Here is a 17692-nt window from a genome sequence, read left to right as displayed (position 1 = left end):
GTACAAACACGCTCTTGAGTTCTCAAACCACCACCACGCCGGCAAGCGACCCCGAACCATCAAGGAAGCGGAGGCCCGCCGTGCCGAGCGGCAACAGATGAATAACTTACACGCACCACGGCAATCATGCAAATCAAGGCGCGCAAAAACCCCGGAAACCGTTGCAAACACTAGCCTTCATCGGCGTGTCGCAAGACCGTTTCCGGACAGTCGATCCACCAACAGAATAAACCCTTCGTCATTGCTGGCCCACCAAACAGCCACACAACGGACAACGAATTACATCACAATCACATCCAAACCAAGGCAACCCAGCTCCACACCAATCGTTACGCGGCCTTGCGCGCGAGCTGCACGGCAGTACCGGACGCAGTGACCATCAGCATGGACCCATCTGTACCAAGCACTTCGTAATCGATATCAACACCAACTACTGCGTGCGCGCCCATTGCCTCGGCGCGCTGCTGCATTTCGGCGATGGCCTCGTTGCGCGCATTCGTCAGTTCTTCCTCGTAGCCCTGGCTGCGTCCGCCAAACACATTGCGCAAACTTGCGCCGATGTCCCTGAACATGTTTACGCCGGCGACCACTTCGCCAAACACAATGCCCTGATAGTTCGTGATGGTGTATCCGTCGATGGACGGCGTGGTAGTGACAAGAATCATGGCGGGCCTCCTTTGGCTTTTTGGCTTTAGTCGTGCCATTTCGTTTACGTACGCGAAGCAATCATGCAAGCTTACTGCAATCCTATCGGCATCGAGCCGACTTGGGACTTACCTTGAGCGAAACGGCAAAGGCAATGGGCACTACGCAACGTCACCGTCCGCATTCCCGTCCGCATCCCCATCCACGGCGGGGATCCATGCGGCATAGCCCTGGGCCTCCATTTGCGAGCGCGGCACGAAACGCAGGGCGGCGGAGTTCATGCAGTAGCGCAGACCGCCACGGTCGGTCGGGCCGTCCTCGAACACATGGCCCAAGTGAATCTGCGTTTCGGCGGTGCGTACCTCGATGCGATCGCGGCCGGGAATGCGATGATCCTCATGCTCCGTGAGCAGCGAGGCTGCGAGCGGGCGAGAGAACGCCGGCCATCCACAGCCGGAATCGAATTTGTCACGTGAGGAGAACAGCGGTTCGCCACTGACGATATCCACGTAAATGCCCGGCTCGAACTCCTCGTCATACTCGTTGACGAACGGGCGCTCGGTCGCGGCCAGCTGTGTGACCGCGAACTGTTCCAGCGTCAGATCCCAAATCCGCTCCACGTACTTCTGGCGGCGCTTCACGTTCGCGATCGCCGCAATCGGCACATGGCAGTAGCCGCCGGGATTGTTGATCAGATAATCCTGATGATGCGCCTCGGCTGGGTAGAAGTTCTTGAGCGGCTCCACCAGCACGGCCGGACGTTGCGGCTGGCGATCAACCAGCTGCTCCAGTGCCGCCACGAACACGGCTCTCTGCGTATCGTCTGTATAGAACATGCCAGTACGGTACTGGCGTCCACGATCCTCGCCCTGCTGGTTCACGGCGAACGGATCAATAACCTCCAGGAACAGCAGCGACAGCGTGCGCAGACTCACCTGAGACGGATCAAATACCACTTTCACCGTTTCGGCGGCGTCGGTTTCACCGGAACACACCTGTTCGTAGGTGGGTGACTCCACCTGCGACTGCGCGTAACCGACCGTGGTGTCCACTACGCCATCCACGTTCTGGAAGTAACGTTCCAGGCCCCAAAAACATCCGCCTGCGAAGTACGCGGTTTGGGTTTGCGGGCGTGCGGTCGAATCTGCATTCACGTTCTCACTCATACGCCCCACGGTACTACCGTTCCGGTGGCCCCGCTTGAATCGCCCACGACCTATAAACGCTGGATCAGGCTGCATGGGGGGGGGGCTGGAATGCATGCTAACTCGATGCTAACTCGCTTACGAGGGGCTGATTTCCGCTTGCCTGAAGGTCTATCTGTTCTACAAGGGGCTGCGCCGAAACGATAACGCCCACATTCGGCCCTATATCCCAACGTTATTCCGCCGTTTTCCGTTGAAGCTACTTGGCCGACAGCCCCTCGTAACGCAGATAGACCTTCAGGCAAGCGGAAATCAGCCCCTCGTAAGCGAGATATCGAAGACACCAAGAGAAATGTCAAGAAATGCCAACGAAGACGCACCATTAGCACCATTATCGGCTCATATATTGGCTCAGACGCCCGATGAGGGCATATGCTAAGCGGTATGAACGCACCTCAGAAACAGCAGACCCGAGCGACATGGACTCGGGTCTCCGGACCAAAGCAGGCCTGGATAACGATTATCGGCACTGTGGCTGTAGTGACGATTGCAGCGTTAGGACTCGGGTTCTTTGTGAGCTGGGGATTAGCCGCCATCGCGCTCATCATCATGATCCCTGGCGCAATTTCGCTGTTTATTCTGGCCCGGCACCCCGAATCGACTGGAGGCCGGAGCATGCTCGGCATTCCCAATCCAGATACGCTGCTGGATCCGTTGCGCAGACCGGAAGAGCGCCGCGGCAAGTAGTTGAGCACACGAGAATTGACACAGAACCCTCTTCAGTCGATTCGCGACATCGCGGCGTCTTCTCATTAGAGGGCTCATTAGAGAACAAGGGCAGAAGCACCCCATCCAGTCCGCGCCGCCATATTAAGCCCGACTGGCAGTTGCAGCTATTTACTATTTACGTGGTTTACGCGCACTGACAAGGTAGTTCAACACCGAGCCGGTGGCCACCAGCAAGGCACCGAACCAGAACGGCACGGAAAGCGCAAGGCCAAGCAGCGCGGCACTGGCACCGGTGGAGAGCACCGGCGTGGCATAGGATGCGATGGCCAGCCGCTCCATCGAGCCATGCAGGATGCCATAGCCCCAGCATGCGTAGCCGCCCGCGATTACCACGGCGGCAATCACCACAAACAGCCACGATTTGAAGCTTGGCACTTGGGCCGGCATACCTTGGCCGGACGCGAAGTGGATAATCCACAATGCCACGGCCACACACGGGAAGAACACCGACGTGCCGTCCACGCCTTTGGACCAAGCCGGCGTGCACACCGCATAAATCGACCAGGCAAATGCGCCCAGGAATGCCAATACGTACGGGAGCGGATTGCTCGCAATATGCACGACCGCCGCATGCCAGTCAAGCCCGGAATTGCCGCCGACCGCCAGCACCACGCCGGCGGTGGCCACAACAGCCCCCGGCAGTACCTTGAGCACCGCGTGCTTGCGCTGTGAGACGCCGGCCGCGAGCAGCACCATCATCGTCGGCCACAAATAGTTGACCAGGCTTACCTCAACAGACGAGGCATCGGTGGACGCCAAGCCCAGCGACAGTGAAATCGAGGACTCGTAGAACACGAACAGCAAGCCGCCGCCGATCAGGTACTTGCGCGGGAATTCCTTGAGCGGCACCGGACGACGGAAAATCAGTAGCAACACGCCGCCGAATGTATAAATCAGCGCGGACCCCAATGTGGCGCCGAAGCCTTCGGAGACAATGCGCACGGTGCCGGCCATGAAGCTCCACAACACGATGGCCATCAGGCCGATGACGGTCGCGCCTGAGGAGACCACATGCCCGCCAGCCAGATTTGGCTTGGTGCCTGCATTGTTCTGATTTTGCGCGCTCTTCGCCACTGCGTTCCCCCTGTTCCACCATTCCGCTGTACTGTCTGCGGCCACTCTACCCATCGGACGTGTACATCGGACGTGTACAACGCAGAATGCACGAGGCGAATCCTTTGTATGTTCGCGCGGGTCTCGTCAATCGCGCGAACATACAAATGTCTGCCGCCCGGATTCCGAGAAAACAAAAATGCCGGGTGAGTATTGCCTCACTCGGCATTTCAGTGGCTATGTTTCCCGCCGCCCGTTGACTAGTCGGCGTAGAAAACGTAGAACGGGCAGCGCAGGGAACAAGCTTAGGTGACGAACTCGTCCTTGGTCCCAGTCGATTGCCTCCCGGTTCGGAGGCCGGCCCGGCGAACTATGCCGCCGGACCATATGCTTCACAGCTGAGCTTCAGAACGAAGTCCGATTGAGATTGAGACTTGATGCTTTTTAACGCATCAGCCACGCAAGAACGGACTTCGCTTCACGAAGGCTTAATCCAACCTTCGCTCGGCTACCGCCTCACTCAGTCTGAGAGCAGTCGGAAGCCCACTGGGCTTCCTTGATGCACTCAGCCCTCAATCGCGATCTGGTGCTTGGACTCGACTTGCGGCTGGGCCTGCATCTTCGGAACCTGAATGCACAGCGTGCCATTGCTGTAGCTGGCGTGAATATCGGATTCCTTCACATCGTCGCCAACGTAGAAGCTACGAGAGCAGGAACCCATGTAGCGTTCGCGACGCAGCCAACGACCCTCATCGGAAGCGCAAGCGCACTTCTCATCGGAAGCCTGAGCATTCTCACCGTGAGCAGCCTCAGGGGCCTTATCCTCATGCACGCTGCTGCGAGACGCGGACACGGTCAGATAACCGTTGTTGAGTTCGAGCTTGATATCGTCCTTCTTGAAGCCAGGCATGTCGATGTCAACGTCGTAGCCGTTGGCAGTCTCACGCACATCCGTGTTCATCATGTTCGCCGGCATGGCCGCAGCCACCTGGTTGTCCATGTTGCGCCAACCCTCAAAGAACGGATCGTCGAACAGATCAGAGAACATCGTGTCATTCATCAAAGCCGGAAACATTGCCATAATCGGTACTCCTCAATTAGGAGAGAACCTGTTTGGCTACCAGTCGCAAACCCCATGCGGGGCTTGCAACGGTTATCGTGGCAGGTTCCGGAACCCTCCCGGGCTCTCAACCTTTGACCTTCACTTCACCCAACTTCCCACGCCCGCAAACATTCCGGAGTTTTACCCACAGTGAAATTCCCCGGAATTCCAGCTTCCCTGCCCTCCCTCATCCGTACTTTTCGCGCGAATCGTGCGTTAAAGACGCTATTCGAGGCCCTCTAACACCCGTTTCGCGCGAAAAGTACGTTGCAAGGCCATATTTAGCGCTTGTAACACTCGATTCGTGCGAAAAGTACGGATGGCAAGGGACGGAAGGGAACCGTGGGGGGGGATGGGAGGGAACCGTGGGATGGGGCGCCACGCACGAGGGCACAGCCGCGCTCCACGTCCGCCTCACGTCCGCCACGCGCGAGCGCACCGTTTGTCACGCAAACGCAGCCACAGAACAGGCCGCGCATCCGTCAGACAACGCGCCTACAAACCTGCAAACTCACATCTGCTGGGCGTTGTCGAGCAGCGCTTGCTTGAGATCGGCCTCGATCTGGCGCATCTTGGCTTGCGCGGCCTCACGATTGGCCTTGCCTTCCTTCTGGATCTGCACGGTTTCCTTCAGGGTGGCAATGAGCTCGGAGTTGATCTTCTCCAACGTGTCGATCTCCACCACGGAACGCTGGTTGGCCTTTTCCGCGTCCACGGCTCCCTTGTGCAACGCCGCAGCATTGCGCTGCAACAGCTTGTTGGTCACGTCATCAGCCTTGTTCTGCAGGTCCAAGGCCTTGCGCTGATTGGACAGGCCCAGCGCGATCACCATCTGGCTCTTCCACACCGGGATCGTGGTGGAGATGGTGGTGTCGATCTTGTCCACAATGGTCTGGTCCGCGTTCTGGATGATCTTGATCTGCGGCGCGGTCTGCAAGGTCACCACGGAGATGCGGTCAAGATCGTCCAACCGCTTTTCGAAACGGTCCAGCTTGGATTTGAAATCCTTCAGCACCTGCGCCTGCATCGGATCGCCGCTACGATCCGCCTCGGCCTCCAACGCGGGCAGCTGCGTGGCGCGGAAGTCGGCGAGCGCCTTCTTGCCAGCCAGCACGGTTATCTTCAGCTCGCGATACTGCTGCGCGTTCTGCTGGTACATCGTGTTGTACATGGAGATATCGGCCACCAGTTTGGCTTGAGCGGCTTCCAGACGGGTGATGATTTCGTCGATCTGCGCATCCACCTTCTGATAGCGGCGACGCAGCTTGTCGATGGAAACGGCCACCTGCCCCAGAATCGGAACCTTGCGGAAGCCGCCAAGCTCGGCCTCATCGATGGTCACCAGCATGGTGTTGAGCAGTTCGCCGGCCTCACCGGTGTCTTTGGACCGGGTGTCCGAAAGGATTTCGTCGGCGAAGGTGGAGGTGGCGCGCTGGGCGTCCTTGCCGTAGGTGGATTCGATGCCGTCGCGCGTGAAGTCGATTTGGCCGGCCAGCTGATTGACGGCCGTCTGGTCGACGGCCGGCAGTTTGGCGATCTGCTGGTCCGGGGTCAGTGCGGCAACGGCTGCGGCATCGGCGGCGCTCGGCACCACGTCGCCGGTCGGGGCACCGGTACCGGCGAGCGCTGGGTTGGTTATGGATGCGGAACCTTTGGTGAGGTCCGCGAGGGTGATCTGGTTGGGCATTGGGGGTTCCTTTCGCAATATGGAAATAACGGAATATTCGCGGATGATATGCGGCTACTGCTTGACACCCTTCAGCGTGGCGATGAGCTTTTGCATGGCGTCGTTGTTGGGCAGTTCGGAGACTGCGGATATCTGGTCGAGGGTGCCGGGCACTTTGAACCGGCTGATGGAATCCGTACCGACGAAGTTGGCCGCGCGGAATCCGTGCCGCTCCCATGCCAGCTTCTGCATTGCCGGCGTCTTGAGAAGATTGAGCAGCTTCACGCCGTTGCCGTCCAAGGCCATCATGGTGTGGGTGCTCCAGACGGTGGGCGTGGGGTACACGATGGTCACGTCGTCCTTGATCTGCTTGAACGCATCGGGCTGATTCACGGCAAGATCCAGAATCTGTGATTCGTAGCCCACCATCATCGGCTTGGAGCCCACGCCGAGGGTAAGGAACTGGTTGAACGAGTCCTCTGATGAGGTTTCCATCCAACCCGATTTGGCGAAGATACCTGCAATGGTGGCGCCGTCACGTGCGACTGAGTCCACGGTGGCCGGCTGCCCGCCGTTCAGGACCGTGGCGATCAGCGCCGCATATTCGTTGCCTGAGTTCGATTGCACCGGGTCGGTCGAGTCGATGCGGAACTGCCCGTAGCCGGCCGTGTATCCTACGTCCGCCCAGGTCTTGTTCTGTTGCATCGCGTCCACGGCTTTGGCCATATCCATGTGGTACGCACCGCTCTGGTCTTTGGTGATCAGGCCGCCGGCAACCAGTCCGTCCACAACTGCTTTATGCGTGTACAGCACGATCGGTGAGTTGAACACGATATCGCTCTGCTGCGCTTTGACTCCTTTGGCGTTGCCGTATTCGACGGCTGCGCGCGAGGAGGGGAACAGGTAGTCCATGCCGGACCGGTCGGCATCCATCATGGCCAGCGACCCGGCTTTGCGGTAGTCCACGTCAAGTCCCTGCTTGGATGCGGCGGTTTTGAACGCGGCATCGTCGAACAGGCCGATTTTCTCACCGCCAAGGTATCCGGTCACTGTCACCTGCTCGACCGGTGCGGCAGGTTCAGGCCGGGACTGCCGCCAGACCAACGTGCCGCACACCACGGCCACTACCGCCAGCAGTGCGATGAGGCCGACGATCTTGGATTTGGACAATTTCATGATTGCTGTTGCTCCGTTCTCGGCTTCGGCTGGCTCGTCGTGCCGCCCGGCACGACGCTTGCCGCACCACCCGGCGTATCGCCCGACGCACGCTCCGACTCAACTCCGCGCGACTCACCAGCACCAGAACCAGCCGCAGCCGCCGTATCCGTGTCATATCCGTCCATGCGCGCGAGTCGTTGGATGGCGTCGGAGTCGGCGGCGATGCCCAGCGTTTTGGCACTGACCGCACGGCTCAGCTCGCCGGCCGCCGTCTGTTCCAATACCTGCAACGCCTCGACGGTCTCCTGTCGTGCTTTGGCCACTTGGTCGAGCGCGCCCGAACTTTCCACATCCACATACGAGCGCAGCAGTTTCTCGGTCTGCATGCCGTACACGGTGATGTAGTGGCGCAGAATGGGATAGGCGGAAGTGTCTCGCGCCACATACTTGACGAGATCCTGCGTGGCCACGATGAAATCGTTCGCTTCCTTATGCACCACAGGGTCACGCACCTGGCGCAGCAGCATGCCGATGGAGTTGAGGCGCGTATTGGCGGCGTCGATGGCTTCGGCGGCCTTCTGCCCGTTCGGCAGTGCGGAGACGAGTATTTTGCCGATGCGACGTTCGGGCTCGGTAAGCGTGGAGACGGCCACATACCCCAGCGCGGCCAGCACCACGGCCACACCCATGCCGACCACACCGCCGCCCGCGAGCCAGAACCCGAACCCGGCGAGCAGCGCCCCGGCAAGGAATCCACATATCACCTGCAGCACGCCACTCCCCTTTCCGCCGCACACGTAACCGCCGCACACGTAACCGCCGCACACGTAACCGCCGCGTACGTCACAGTCGCCGCGCACCCACTCGTCACGCACGCAGCTTCGCCAATGCTTCCCTCACTCACCGCAGTTACCCGAGTCATCCGTCCAACCATCAGTTGAATCCCTTGACTTGCCGGAACACGGCGGCAAGATCGCCTGAACGGCCGTCGAATACCTTGGCGTTGCTCAGCGAGGCGAGGGAATCAAGCTGGCTTGAGTCGGCGTCGCCGAACATGATGGAGAAGATCGGCAGATCGCGGCCGTTGGTCTTATAGTCGCTTTCGAAAACGCCCTGATTATCGGTGACCGAACGGCCGTCGATCATCAGCACGATGGCCGTGGTGTATTGGCTTGCCTCGGATTCGCCGGGCAGCTGCTGCAGGGCGGCGTCCAGTCCGAGATAGATGTCGGTACCGCCGGACGCTTCCGTGGCCGTCGCCTTGCTCAGCAGGTCATCGGTGTTGGTGCCGGTCGCCTTGATGGGGTCGTGCGCCTCGGATTCGAAGGGGATGAGAATGTTCACATCACCGTCTGCCGGTTCGATATACGCAGCCTTGGCTTGGGCGGGATTCAACGCCGCGTTCAGCCCTTTGACCACGCCGTCCTTACCGTCGCCGGACATCGAGCCCGAGTAGTCAACCACCCAGATGGTCCAGCTGGGTTTGCGCAGCGCGGTCTGATACACGTTGAGCGCGCTGTCGATCACGGAAGCGGCGGGCAGCGGAATGGTCTTTAACGCGGAGGCGTCGGTGGTGATGCCCCAGTCGGAGCGGAAGGATTCCTTGACGCTGCTGTCGGTGGCGTAACTGACCACGCCGCCCAGTCCTGTACGTCGGCCGGCGCGCTCGAATTCCAGTTTGGCGTCCTGAGAGGCAAGCGCTTTGGCGAAGGAGTCGAACGAATCCTTGAGATTCTGGCCGCGGTCCACGTATCCGAGCGGCGAGTCGGATACGGCGATGCCGTCGGCCGGGTAGACGGCGAGCAGCGGATCATGACCGTTCTTGGTCAATGTTTTGTCCGCTTGAATAACCAGTGACTCATAGTTGACCATGGCGTCGAATCGGTCAGGATTGGCCACAACCATGTCTTTGAGCCAGTCCGAAGAGCCGGAGGATCGATCGACGCCGCTGAGCAGCGTTTTGACTTGGGCCGTCAGGTTCTTGTTGTTCAGGTCCGCTTCGGTGAGCGGCCCGTCACCGCCGCGCAACGCCGTCATGAACGCCAGGTATGCGGAGGCGCCGGAGTTCGACTGCGTGGCGGAAGTCATCGAGAACTTCAGGTCGCCGCGTGTGACGGCTGCAATGATGTCCGCCGTGGCGACCGGCTTGGTAGTGCCGTCTTCGTTGGCCCACCCCAAGGCGACGGCCTTGGATTTGGCGATGCCGAATACGATGGGCGTGGTGGAGGTGCTGGTGGCGTCTTTGACGATGTGCTTGGTGTCGCCCATGGAAATCCACATGGAGGATGCCGGCCATACGGCATCATAGCCAAGGGAGCCGGTGGTTGCCTTGCCGCCGTTTTTCAGCACGCTCATGATGTCGAGCGAGCCCATGTAATGCATGGTGATGGCCACATTGGATCGGTCGGCGGCCAGTTGGATGGCGGTGGCCACCTCCTTGTTCTCCGATCCGGAGGCGATGTTCAGCGTGGCATCCGGCTTGCCGCCTTGAGGCGTGAACGTCTGCGTGTTCGCGTCTTTGGAAACCTGTTTGGTGCCGCTGTTCGGCAGCAGCGAGCAGCCGGCGAGCGCCAATGTGGCAGATACAGTAACCAGCACGGCCAGCCCCGCGACGGCACGGCGGCGAAGTGAAGACATGATGCCCATGACTCCATTGTTCTCCCGCCGCCTGAAGCATCGCAGGCCGAAAGATGACCGCAAGGTGAACTCTCGATGAAGAGCTACACCCGGCACGCTCACATGCGCAGCTCATATGCTCAGTAAGAGGCGCTGGCGATCATCGGATCGTCGTAGAACTTGAGAATCTGCTCAAGGTAGGGTTTGAACGTGCTGTTGGGCATCGAGAAGATCTCATGACGGGATTCCGGGAAACGCACGATATGCGCCTCGCTGCCGCCGTCTTTGACCATCTGGATGAACCGGTTCTGCGGCTTGTTGAGCACCCAGATGTCCCGGCCGGATTGGAACAGCAGAATCGGCGTCTCGACTTCCGCGCAAGCTGCGGGATTCAGTACCGCATGGCTCAGCTTCAATGCCTGACGCACCCATTCGAACGCCGCGCAATAGGTCTGATATTCAGGATGTTCGCACCGCAGCTTGAAATACCAACGCTCGCGGGCCTGTGAAGCGCCTTCGTTGCCTTTCATCGAAAATTCCGGCGTGAAGTCGCTCTGGCCGAATACGCGCTTGCGGCTGAAACCGAGCTTGCACAGCACACCGACCAGCACACGGGTCACTCCCAACGGCATGCCGGTGGCCGGGGCGATCATCGGGGCGGAGAGCACCGCCTTGTCGAACAACGTGGGGTACCGCTCCAACACAGCCGCACCGATGCCGCCGCCCATCGAATGACAGAACAGATTCAGGGGCATCCCGGCCGCGTACTGCTGGCCGATGGTCTGGGCGAAGGCGGCGAGATCGACTACGTAGCGATGCCAGTCGTCAATCCACACCATGCAATGATTGTCCACGTTGCGCGCGGACTTGCCATGGCCGCGATGATCGAGTACGCAGACCGAATAGCCGGCGAGCAGGAAGTACCAGACGAGCTCATCGTACTTTTCGGCGAACTCGGTGAACCCATGGCTGATGACAATCGCGCCACGGAAGGTCGCGGTGGCCCCCTGCTCGCGGATGGCATCGAACTTGGCCGCGTCATAGCACAGATAGTGCAGCTTGCCGGCATGACTGTCGTCGCCGTCCAACGCGTCTCCGGCCAGAGGCTCAAGCCCGGCCGCCTTTTCGGCGGTGGCCGGGTCGAACCAACCCTCGTCGCGGCACTGTTCCAACGCGGGCAGCACCACACGCGTCATCGTCTCGGCGTACTCGGCCTCGTCAATCATCGTCACCTGCATGCCCCTTATCTTAGGGCCAGCGCTTCCTTAAGGAAGTCACGCTGCACAATCAGCAGGTTCTCCGCCACCGTTTCGTCGTTGGTCATATGCGTGATGCCGGTCAGCGGTAGGAACGTATGCGGCCGGCCCGCCGCCATCAGCGCCTGGGAGAGACGCAGACTGTGGGCGATGGTCACGTTGTCGTCCGCGAAACCGTGGATCAGCATCAGCGGACGCGTTAGCTTCGGCGCATCCTGGATAATGCCGTTGCGCGCGTACACCTCGGGGTCGAGGCCCAGATAACGCTCGGTGTAATGCGTATCGTACAGAGTCCAGTCGGTGGGCGGCGCGCCGGCGCAGGCGGCTTTGAATACGTCCGGCGCGTCCAGTACGGCGAGCGCCGAAAGGAATCCGCCGTACGACCAGCCGATCATCGTCACCTTGTCGAGGTCCGGCGCGGGAACGCCGTCAAGTTCCGCGACGGCGGCCGGCAATGCGTGGACGGCTTCGATCTGGTCGGCGAGCGTGATGGGCTTCATGTTCTCGAAAATCTCGCGATCCCACTTCGGGCCGCGACCGGTGGTGCCGCGACCGTCCACAGTGACCACCAGGAAGCCCTGATCGGCCCACCATTGGGCCTCCCAGTAGAAGGACTGCGCGTCCACCACCTGCTGGAATCCGGGGCCGCCGTAGGGCTTCATGAGCACCGGCAGCTGCTCGGCGTGCGCATACGGGCTCTCGGCGCCGGGCGCGATAATTGCCGTATACAGACGGTGCTCGCCCAGACGGGTGAAGTGGAGGTTCGGCGTGAACCCGGGTTCGGCGGCATGGTTGGCGATGCCGGCGGAATAGCCCTGCGGTTGGCCGGGCGCTTCAGCATCAACGGCCGCATCGACGGCATCCGGCACAGGCACATACGAATGAACCATCTGCACACCGGCATGGTCCAGATCACGGCCGGAAACGACCATGCCACGCTCACCGTGCGACGCCGTCCAGACGCCCGGACGCGTGGTGATAGGCACCGCGCCGCCATCGGCACGACCGTCATAATCGAACAGCACCACATCGAAGCTGCGGGCGTCATGTTCACCGCCCGCCGCGCTCCAAGCGGCTGGCAGACCCGCTACATCCGGTTCGCGCTGGACCACGGCCATCACGTCATGATCGCCTACATGCAGCACTTCGCGCACGTTCCAGCCGGCTGGCGTAAACGGGCGTCCATCCACGGTCAGTCGGTTGGTGTCGGCGTCCATATCGTTCAAGGCGCATACCAAGCGACCGTCCGGCGTATAGGCGGGAGTGCCGGGCACCAAGTCGATCCACTGATCGTTATGGTGCCTTTCCAGTACGCGCGTGGTGCCGAACCAACGTTTGCCGGCCATAACTTTGAGCACCTGATCGTTGCGCTGGCAGCGGTCCTGCACGAGCAGCAACGGATCGTGGCCTTCGCTCCAGTTCACGGCCGCCACATACTCGTACGTATCGCGATCCCACTGCACATCGGCGGTGGCGGTGATGCCGGCGTACCGATCGTCCTCATCAAAGGCAAGCGTGGCGAGGGTCAAGTACACGTCGGCGTTCCGGGTCAGCGCGGCCGGGTATCGGCGGGCGGCGGCGGGGGCCAGCGGATTGGCCGGGTCGCTCAGATGCCAGACCTGTTCGTCGGCCGTATCGAACGATTCAAACAGCACATGCTCGGAATCGGGAGCCCACCAGAAGCCGTCATACCGGTTCATCTCCTCGCCGGCCACGAATTCGGCAAGGCCGATCTTCCACGTGTTCTCGGCAGGATTGCCGTCCTCATCCTCCACCGAAACGGTGTAGATCGCGGTGATGCGATCGTCGAACACGTCCGCGTCGTCCGGCCAGTCGCCGATATCCACCAGCATCAGCGAGGTGCCGGTCGTGTACAGGATATGCGTGCCGTCCGGGGCGATGCGCGGGTTCAGCACCGGCGCGTAGGTGTCCGGGTCGTCGTCCAGCCAGGCGCCGGCGATTTCGCGGGTGCGCGCGACGGGCTCGCCACGGTCGGCTGCCGCTTCGGCGTAGACGTCCGGCCATATGATGCTGCCGTCCGCCTGACGCTCGCCGATTTCCGTTATATACAGTCGTCCGTTGATGGTGAAGACGATGCGATCGCCGGACTTGTCGGCGGAATATCCGACGATGCCGGTGCCGCCTTCGCGCGCGCGTTCGCGGCGGGCACGCTCCTCGGCGGGCACGTCCTCGCTGTCCGCGCCCTCCCCCAGCAGTTCACGCGGGTCAGCCAGTTTGGTTTCATGATGTTCGCCGTCCGCGCCGAACCAGCTCATCCACAGTGCGGTCACCAGATCTTCGGGGCCATCCGAGCGCAGGAACAGTGCGCGGGCACCGTCGCCGATCACCTGCGCCGAACGTGGGGCGCCGCAGGTGAACCGTAGGGTGCGGGCCTTGCGTCGAGGGAAATTCGCGATGGCATCGTTGCCGGGTACGCGCTGATGAGATACGTTGCAGGTCACGTCGTTGACGTCTGTATTGCTAGCCATACTCCCCCAACCTACGCAGATACCCGGTCGGCCGCAAGGCAGCACCCGAGAATGCCGCAACGGCGCTCACGCAAAGACTCACCCAAAGGCTTACGCAGCGACTAAAGCAGAGGAATGGTGACAGTGCCTGTGGCATTAGCCCGCACGGCCGGGCCAGCCATTACGATTGGGTGAGTATGTCTTCCGCGCGAGTCGCGGAAGCGGTATCTGCACACGGTTTTTCGGAAAGGTCAACTGGGTATTATGGCACGGCGTTGGACCCCGCAGCGGTTTGTTACACTGCGTCGCATCCGCGTAACCGCCTGTGTAGCGGCAGTCAGCATGGTGACGGTCGGCTCATTCGCCTTCACCGCGCGCAAAACCGTGGCCCTGACCATCAACGGGGAGACCACGCAGGTCACCACGTATGCCATGACGTCCGCCCGTCTGCTTGAGGAGCAGGGTGTGGATGTCAAAACGCATGACATCGTCACCACATCGTCCGGCAATACGCTGGCCAATCATGCCGTGGTCAGCGTGCAATCGGCGTATCAGACCACCATCACCATCGACGGCGTCTCCGTACCGTTCTGGACCGTGGCCACCAGCGCCGACCAGCTGCTCGGCTTCTTCCAGGAAAACCAGCCCAACGACGCTGCCATCACCGTCGATATCGACAATGTCTACAACCAGCTCACCGGCGGTCTGGTGATCAACCAATCCGGTCCGGTCACCGTCATCGCCGACGGCAAAAGCTCGGTGGCGCCCAACGGCAAGCTGCCGGCAGCCTCCATTCTGGACTCCAAAGGCATTGTGCTGAACAAGGAGGATCGCGTCAGCGTCGAAAAAGACGGCGACGAAACGGTACTGCGCGTACGCCGCGTGACCCATGGTGAGGAGACCCGCACCTCGATGATCCCGTTCTCCACGCAGACCGTGATCGATCCGAATCTGGCCGAAGGGCAGACGGAAATTCGTCAGCAGGGCGTCAACGGCGAGAAGACCCAGGTGTATGACGTCACCTATGTGGACGGCGAGGCCGAGTCGGAGACGCTGAAATCCGAAACCATTACGGTGATGGCTGTCGACCAGATCATCGCCGTGGGTCCGGATTCTTCCGCTTCTGACGGGTCCGACTCGTCGGACTCCGCAAACTCCGGAGATAAGGCCGACGCCGGCTCGAATCCGGGCGATGAGAACGCGGGCAAGGACGATTCGTCCGACAAGAACTCCGGTAATTCGGGCAACGCCGGAAACTCCGGAAGTTCCGATACGCCCGCCCCGACCCCTACGCCCGACAACGGCAACAATTCCGGTGGCAGCAGCAACTCCGGGAGCAACTCGGGTAATAATTCGGGGAGCAACTCCGGCAATAATGCAGGCGGCACCGACAACGGCACTGATAACTCCGGCGGCAATTCCGGAAATTCCGGCTCGACCACCACGCCTTCAGGCCGCCTCTGGCACGCCACGGTGGCCCAGGCACAGGCCTATGCGGCCGGTGCCGCGGCACAGCGCGGCTGGACCGGAAACGAATGGGACTGCTTGGTCAAATTATGGAATCGTGAATCCAGCTGGCTGTGGTATTCGGAAAATCCGTGGTCCGGCGCCTACGGCATCCCCCAATCGCTTCCCGGAGACAAAATGGCCACGTTCGGCGCCAACTGGCGCGACGACGCCGCAGTGCAAATCGATTGGGGCCTGTGGTACATCGCCCAACGCTACGGCAGCCCGTCGGTAGCCTGGCAACATTCGGAAGATGTCGGCTGGTACTGATCCGACACCACCAACGCAAACTGTATGAGACACCGAGGAATCCCAAGGAATCAAGCATATGAATCATGATGACGCCTCCGCCGACCACCTGCTGGGTGCCGCAGATATTCGCCGTATTGCCGCCGATGCCGGCGTGAGCCCGACCAAGAAGTTCGGCCAGAATTTCGTTATCGACCCCGGTACCGTACGTCGTATCGTGCGCGAGGCGGGCGTCACCGCGAACGATCATGTGATGGAGGTGGGCCCCGGTTTGGGTTCGCTCACGTTGGCCATTCTGGAAACCGGCGCCGCGATGACGGCTGTGGAAATCGACCCGCCGCTCGCCGAACGGCTGCCAAGCACAGTGGCCGAATTCATGCCCGAGGCTGCGGACCGGCTCAAGGTCGTCAACCGTGACGCGCTGACCGTCACGCCGGACAATGTGCCGGATTTCGACGGCGACGACTCATTCACGCTGGTGGCCAATCTGCCCTACAACGTGGCCACGCCCATCCTGCTCACCCTGCTGGAGCGATTCGATAATCTCGGCTCGTTCCTGGTGATGGTGCAAAAGGAGGTGGCCGACCGTCTGGCCGCCACTCCCGGCTCCAAAATCTACGGCACTCCCAGCGTGAAGCTCGCCTGGTACGGTACGGCGGAGCGCGCTGGGGTTATCGGCCGCAATGTGTTCTGGCCGGCACCGAACGTCGATTCGGCGTTGGTGCGATTCACTCGGTTCAAGGCAGATGATGCGGCGTCGCCGGCATTCGGACCTGACGCGCCTTCTCGTGAACTGGTGTTCCGTCTGATCGACGCGGCATTCGGCCAGCGTCGTAAAACACTGCATGCGGCGCTCAAAACCATGGTGCCGGCCGAAGCGTTCGAGGCCGCCGGCATTGATCCGACCCGTCGCGGCGAAACGCTGACCATCGTCGAATTCGCGGCATTGGCCAAGGCTGTGGAAAGCACCGGAAAGGAGACGGCATGAGTGCAATATCCCCCACATTGGTGCGGCATAGGGCGTCCGACGCCGCGGCCATAGCCGCCACCGCTGTCAACACCGCCAACACCGCCAGCGCATCCGATACCTTGCATGCATCGAACGCCACACCGCTCACCGTAAGCGTGGACTGCCCGGCGAAAACCAATCTCGTACTACATGTGGGACCGACCCATGAAGAGTGGGGCGGCCGCCACGAGTTGGACACCATTTACTGTGCAGTCGGCGTCTACGACACAGTCACCGCTACGGCCAAGCAGCCCGGTGCCGGGTTCTCGCTGGCCATTGAAGGCGCATATCTGGGCGATTTGGCCTCATCAAGCGCCGACATGCGCCGCAATCATGCGGCATTGGCCCTGTTCGCCATGGCCGAAGCGGCCGGGCGCGAACCGGATGTGGCGTTGACCATCACCAAACGCATTCCCGTCGGCGCCGGCTTGGGCGGAGGATCGGCAGACGCGGCCGCCACGCTGTTGGCGGTGAATCGTCTCTGGGATTTGAACTGGCCGGTGGCGCGTCTGCGGGCCATCGCCGCCACTTTGGGCGCGGATATGCCGTTCTGCGTGACTGGCGGCATCGCACGCGGCACCGGATTCGGCGAACGGATCACCGACATCACCCCGGACAGCGAACAGGGCTTACGTCTGGCACAGGAAGGGTTCGCCGGTCAGGTGCTGGTGGGCGCATACCAGTCGCAGCTGAGCACTCCCGAGGTGTATCACACCTTCGATGTGGTGGGTGCGGGAGCACAGGACGCCAATCATCTGCAGGCTTCGGCCGTCAGCCTGCATCCGCGCAGCGGTCAGGCGATCGAAGCCGCCACCGCAGCCGGCGCCCGTCACGCATTCGTATCCGGATCCGGGCCATCGGTGGTGGCGTTCGTACCCGACGACACCGTAGCGGATCAGGTGATCACGGCCTGGCGAGACGAGGCGCTGGTCGATCGCATCATCCGGGCCATTGCCCCGGCAAAGCCCTCGATCGGCGTCAGCCATTGACGCTAAGGTAGCAACAAGTCGAAGATAGGCAAAGGAAGTTC

13 protein-coding genes and 1 pseudogene are annotated in these 17692 nt (G+C 61.1%); 4 read left to right on the top strand and 10 right to left on the bottom strand.

Going from position 1 to position 17692, the window contains the following annotated elements; all coding sequences use genetic code 11:
* Positions 1-329: 329 nt before the first annotated feature.
* Both G1C97_RS11180 and msrA read right to left on the bottom strand, forming a co-directional pair.
* Positions 330-665 (bottom strand): putative heavy metal-binding protein, encoded by a 336-nt coding sequence (locus G1C97_RS11180; RefSeq protein WP_100497228.1) that lies wholly within the window; start codon positions 663-665, stop codon positions 330-332.
* Positions 666-806: 141 nt separating this feature from the next.
* Entirely contained in the window at positions 807-1811 is a 1005-nt protein-coding gene (gene msrA / locus G1C97_RS11175) for a peptide-methionine (S)-S-oxide reductase MsrA (protein WP_169241813.1), read from the bottom strand.
* Positions 1812-2234: 423 nt separating this feature from the next.
* Between msrA and G1C97_RS11170 the strand changes: the two genes are divergently transcribed.
* The gene (locus G1C97_RS11170; RefSeq protein WP_240951133.1) at positions 2235-2537 is read left to right on the top strand and encodes a hypothetical protein; all 303 of its coding nucleotides are present in this window, start codon (positions 2235-2237) and stop codon (positions 2535-2537) included.
* A gap of 153 nt (positions 2538-2690) precedes the next feature.
* On the opposite strand, the gene yddG is transcribed toward G1C97_RS11170, so the two are convergent.
* From yddG to G1C97_RS11130, 8 genes and pseudogenes are all read right to left on the bottom strand, one after another.
* Positions 2691-3653 carry an aromatic amino acid DMT transporter YddG gene (gene yddG, locus G1C97_RS11165; protein ID WP_417852233.1) on the bottom strand — a complete coding sequence of 321 codons (963 nt, stop codon included), beginning with the start codon at positions 3651-3653 and terminating at the stop codon, positions 2691-2693.
* A gap of 544 nt (positions 3654-4197) precedes the next feature.
* Positions 4198-4713 carry an Hsp20/alpha crystallin family protein gene (locus tag G1C97_RS11160; RefSeq protein ID WP_169241811.1) on the bottom strand — a complete coding sequence of 172 codons (516 nt, stop codon included), beginning with the start codon at positions 4711-4713 and terminating at the stop codon, positions 4198-4200.
* A gap of 532 nt (positions 4714-5245) precedes the next feature.
* Positions 5246-6421 (bottom strand): toxic anion resistance protein, encoded by a 1176-nt coding sequence (locus tag G1C97_RS11155; protein ID WP_240951132.1) that lies wholly within the window; start codon positions 6419-6421, stop codon positions 5246-5248.
* Between the two features lie 54 nt (positions 6422-6475).
* Entirely contained in the window at positions 6476-7576 is a 1101-nt protein-coding gene (locus G1C97_RS11150; RefSeq protein WP_169241810.1) for a substrate-binding domain-containing protein, read from the bottom strand.
* Entirely contained in the window at positions 7573-8433 is an 861-nt protein-coding gene (locus G1C97_RS11145) for a hypothetical protein (protein ID WP_335341369.1), read from the bottom strand. Before G1C97_RS11145 ends, G1C97_RS11150 begins: the two co-directional genes overlap by 4 nt.
* Positions 8434-8491: 58 nt before the next feature.
* Positions 8492-9091, bottom strand: a pseudogene (locus G1C97_RS12445) (vWA domain-containing protein); the annotation flags it as partial.
* A gap of 1223 nt (positions 9092-10314) precedes the next feature.
* Entirely contained in the window at positions 10315-11412 is a 1098-nt protein-coding gene (locus G1C97_RS11135; RefSeq protein WP_169241808.1) for an alpha/beta fold hydrolase, read from the bottom strand.
* A gap of 5 nt (positions 11413-11417) precedes the next feature.
* Entirely contained in the window at positions 11418-13919 is a 2502-nt protein-coding gene (locus G1C97_RS11130; RefSeq protein WP_169241807.1) for an alpha/beta hydrolase family protein, read from the bottom strand.
* A gap of 243 nt (positions 13920-14162) precedes the next feature.
* Here G1C97_RS11130 and G1C97_RS11125 point away from each other — a divergent pair, with 243 nt between their 5' ends.
* Genes G1C97_RS11125 through G1C97_RS11115 form a run of 3 tightly spaced genes read left to right on the top strand, consistent with a single transcriptional unit; the run spans position 14163 to position 17651 of the window.
* On the top strand, positions 14163-15674 hold the full coding sequence (locus G1C97_RS11125; RefSeq protein ID WP_169241806.1) for an aggregation-promoting factor C-terminal-like domain-containing protein: 1512 nt from the start codon (positions 14163-14165) through the stop codon (positions 15672-15674).
* Between the two features lie 58 nt (positions 15675-15732).
* Entirely contained in the window at positions 15733-16641 is a 909-nt protein-coding gene (gene rsmA, locus G1C97_RS11120) for a 16S rRNA (adenine(1518)-N(6)/adenine(1519)-N(6))-dimethyltransferase RsmA (protein WP_169241805.1), read from the top strand.
* Positions 16638-17651, top strand: coding sequence for a 4-(cytidine 5'-diphospho)-2-C-methyl-D-erythritol kinase (locus G1C97_RS11115; RefSeq protein ID WP_169241804.1), 1014 nt, complete (start codon positions 16638-16640; stop codon positions 17649-17651). The genes rsmA and G1C97_RS11115 overlap by 4 nt, the downstream gene beginning before the upstream one ends.
* Positions 17652-17692 lie beyond the last annotated feature (41 nt).

Origin of the sequence: Bifidobacterium olomucense (assembly GCF_012932375.1) — a bacterium.
In the GTDB taxonomy this organism is placed as follows: Bacteria; Actinomycetota; Actinomycetes; order Actinomycetales; family Bifidobacteriaceae; genus Bifidobacterium; species Bifidobacterium olomucense.
Note: the sequence above shows the minus strand (reverse complement) of the source record. Positions and strands in the feature narration are given on the sequence as shown.

Excerpts from the sequence above, each read along its gene's own strand:
- rsmA (WP_169241805.1), top strand. The coding sequence starts at position 15,733 with ATGAATCATGATGACGCCTCCGCCGACCACCTGCTGGGTGCCGCAGAT.
- G1C97_RS11115 (WP_169241804.1), top strand. The coding sequence starts at position 16,638 with ATGAGTGCAATATCCCCCACATTGGTGCGGCATAGGGCGTCCGACGCC.
- G1C97_RS11170 (WP_240951133.1), top strand. The coding sequence starts at position 2,235 with ATGAACGCACCTCAGAAACAGCAGACCCGAGCGACATGGACTCGGGTC.
- G1C97_RS11180 (WP_100497228.1), bottom strand. The coding sequence starts at position 665 with ATGATTCTTGTCACTACCACGCCGTCCATCGACGGATACACCATCACG.
- G1C97_RS11135 (WP_169241808.1), bottom strand. The coding sequence starts at position 11,412 with ATGCAGGTGACGATGATTGACGAGGCCGAGTACGCCGAGACGATGACG.
- G1C97_RS11130 (WP_169241807.1), bottom strand. The coding sequence starts at position 13,919 with ATGGCTAGCAATACAGACGTCAACGACGTGACCTGCAACGTATCTCAT.
- G1C97_RS11160 (WP_169241811.1), bottom strand. The coding sequence starts at position 4,713 with ATGGCAATGTTTCCGGCTTTGATGAATGACACGATGTTCTCTGATCTG.
- G1C97_RS11125 (WP_169241806.1), top strand. The coding sequence starts at position 14,163 with ATGGCACGGCGTTGGACCCCGCAGCGGTTTGTTACACTGCGTCGCATC.
- G1C97_RS11155 (WP_240951132.1), bottom strand. The coding sequence starts at position 6,421 with ATGCCCAACCAGATCACCCTCGCGGACCTCACCAAAGGTTCCGCATCC.
- msrA (WP_169241813.1), bottom strand. The coding sequence starts at position 1,811 with ATGAGTGAGAACGTGAATGCAGATTCGACCGCACGCCCGCAAACCCAA.
- G1C97_RS11150 (WP_169241810.1), bottom strand. The coding sequence starts at position 7,576 with ATGAAATTGTCCAAATCCAAGATCGTCGGCCTCATCGCACTGCTGGCG.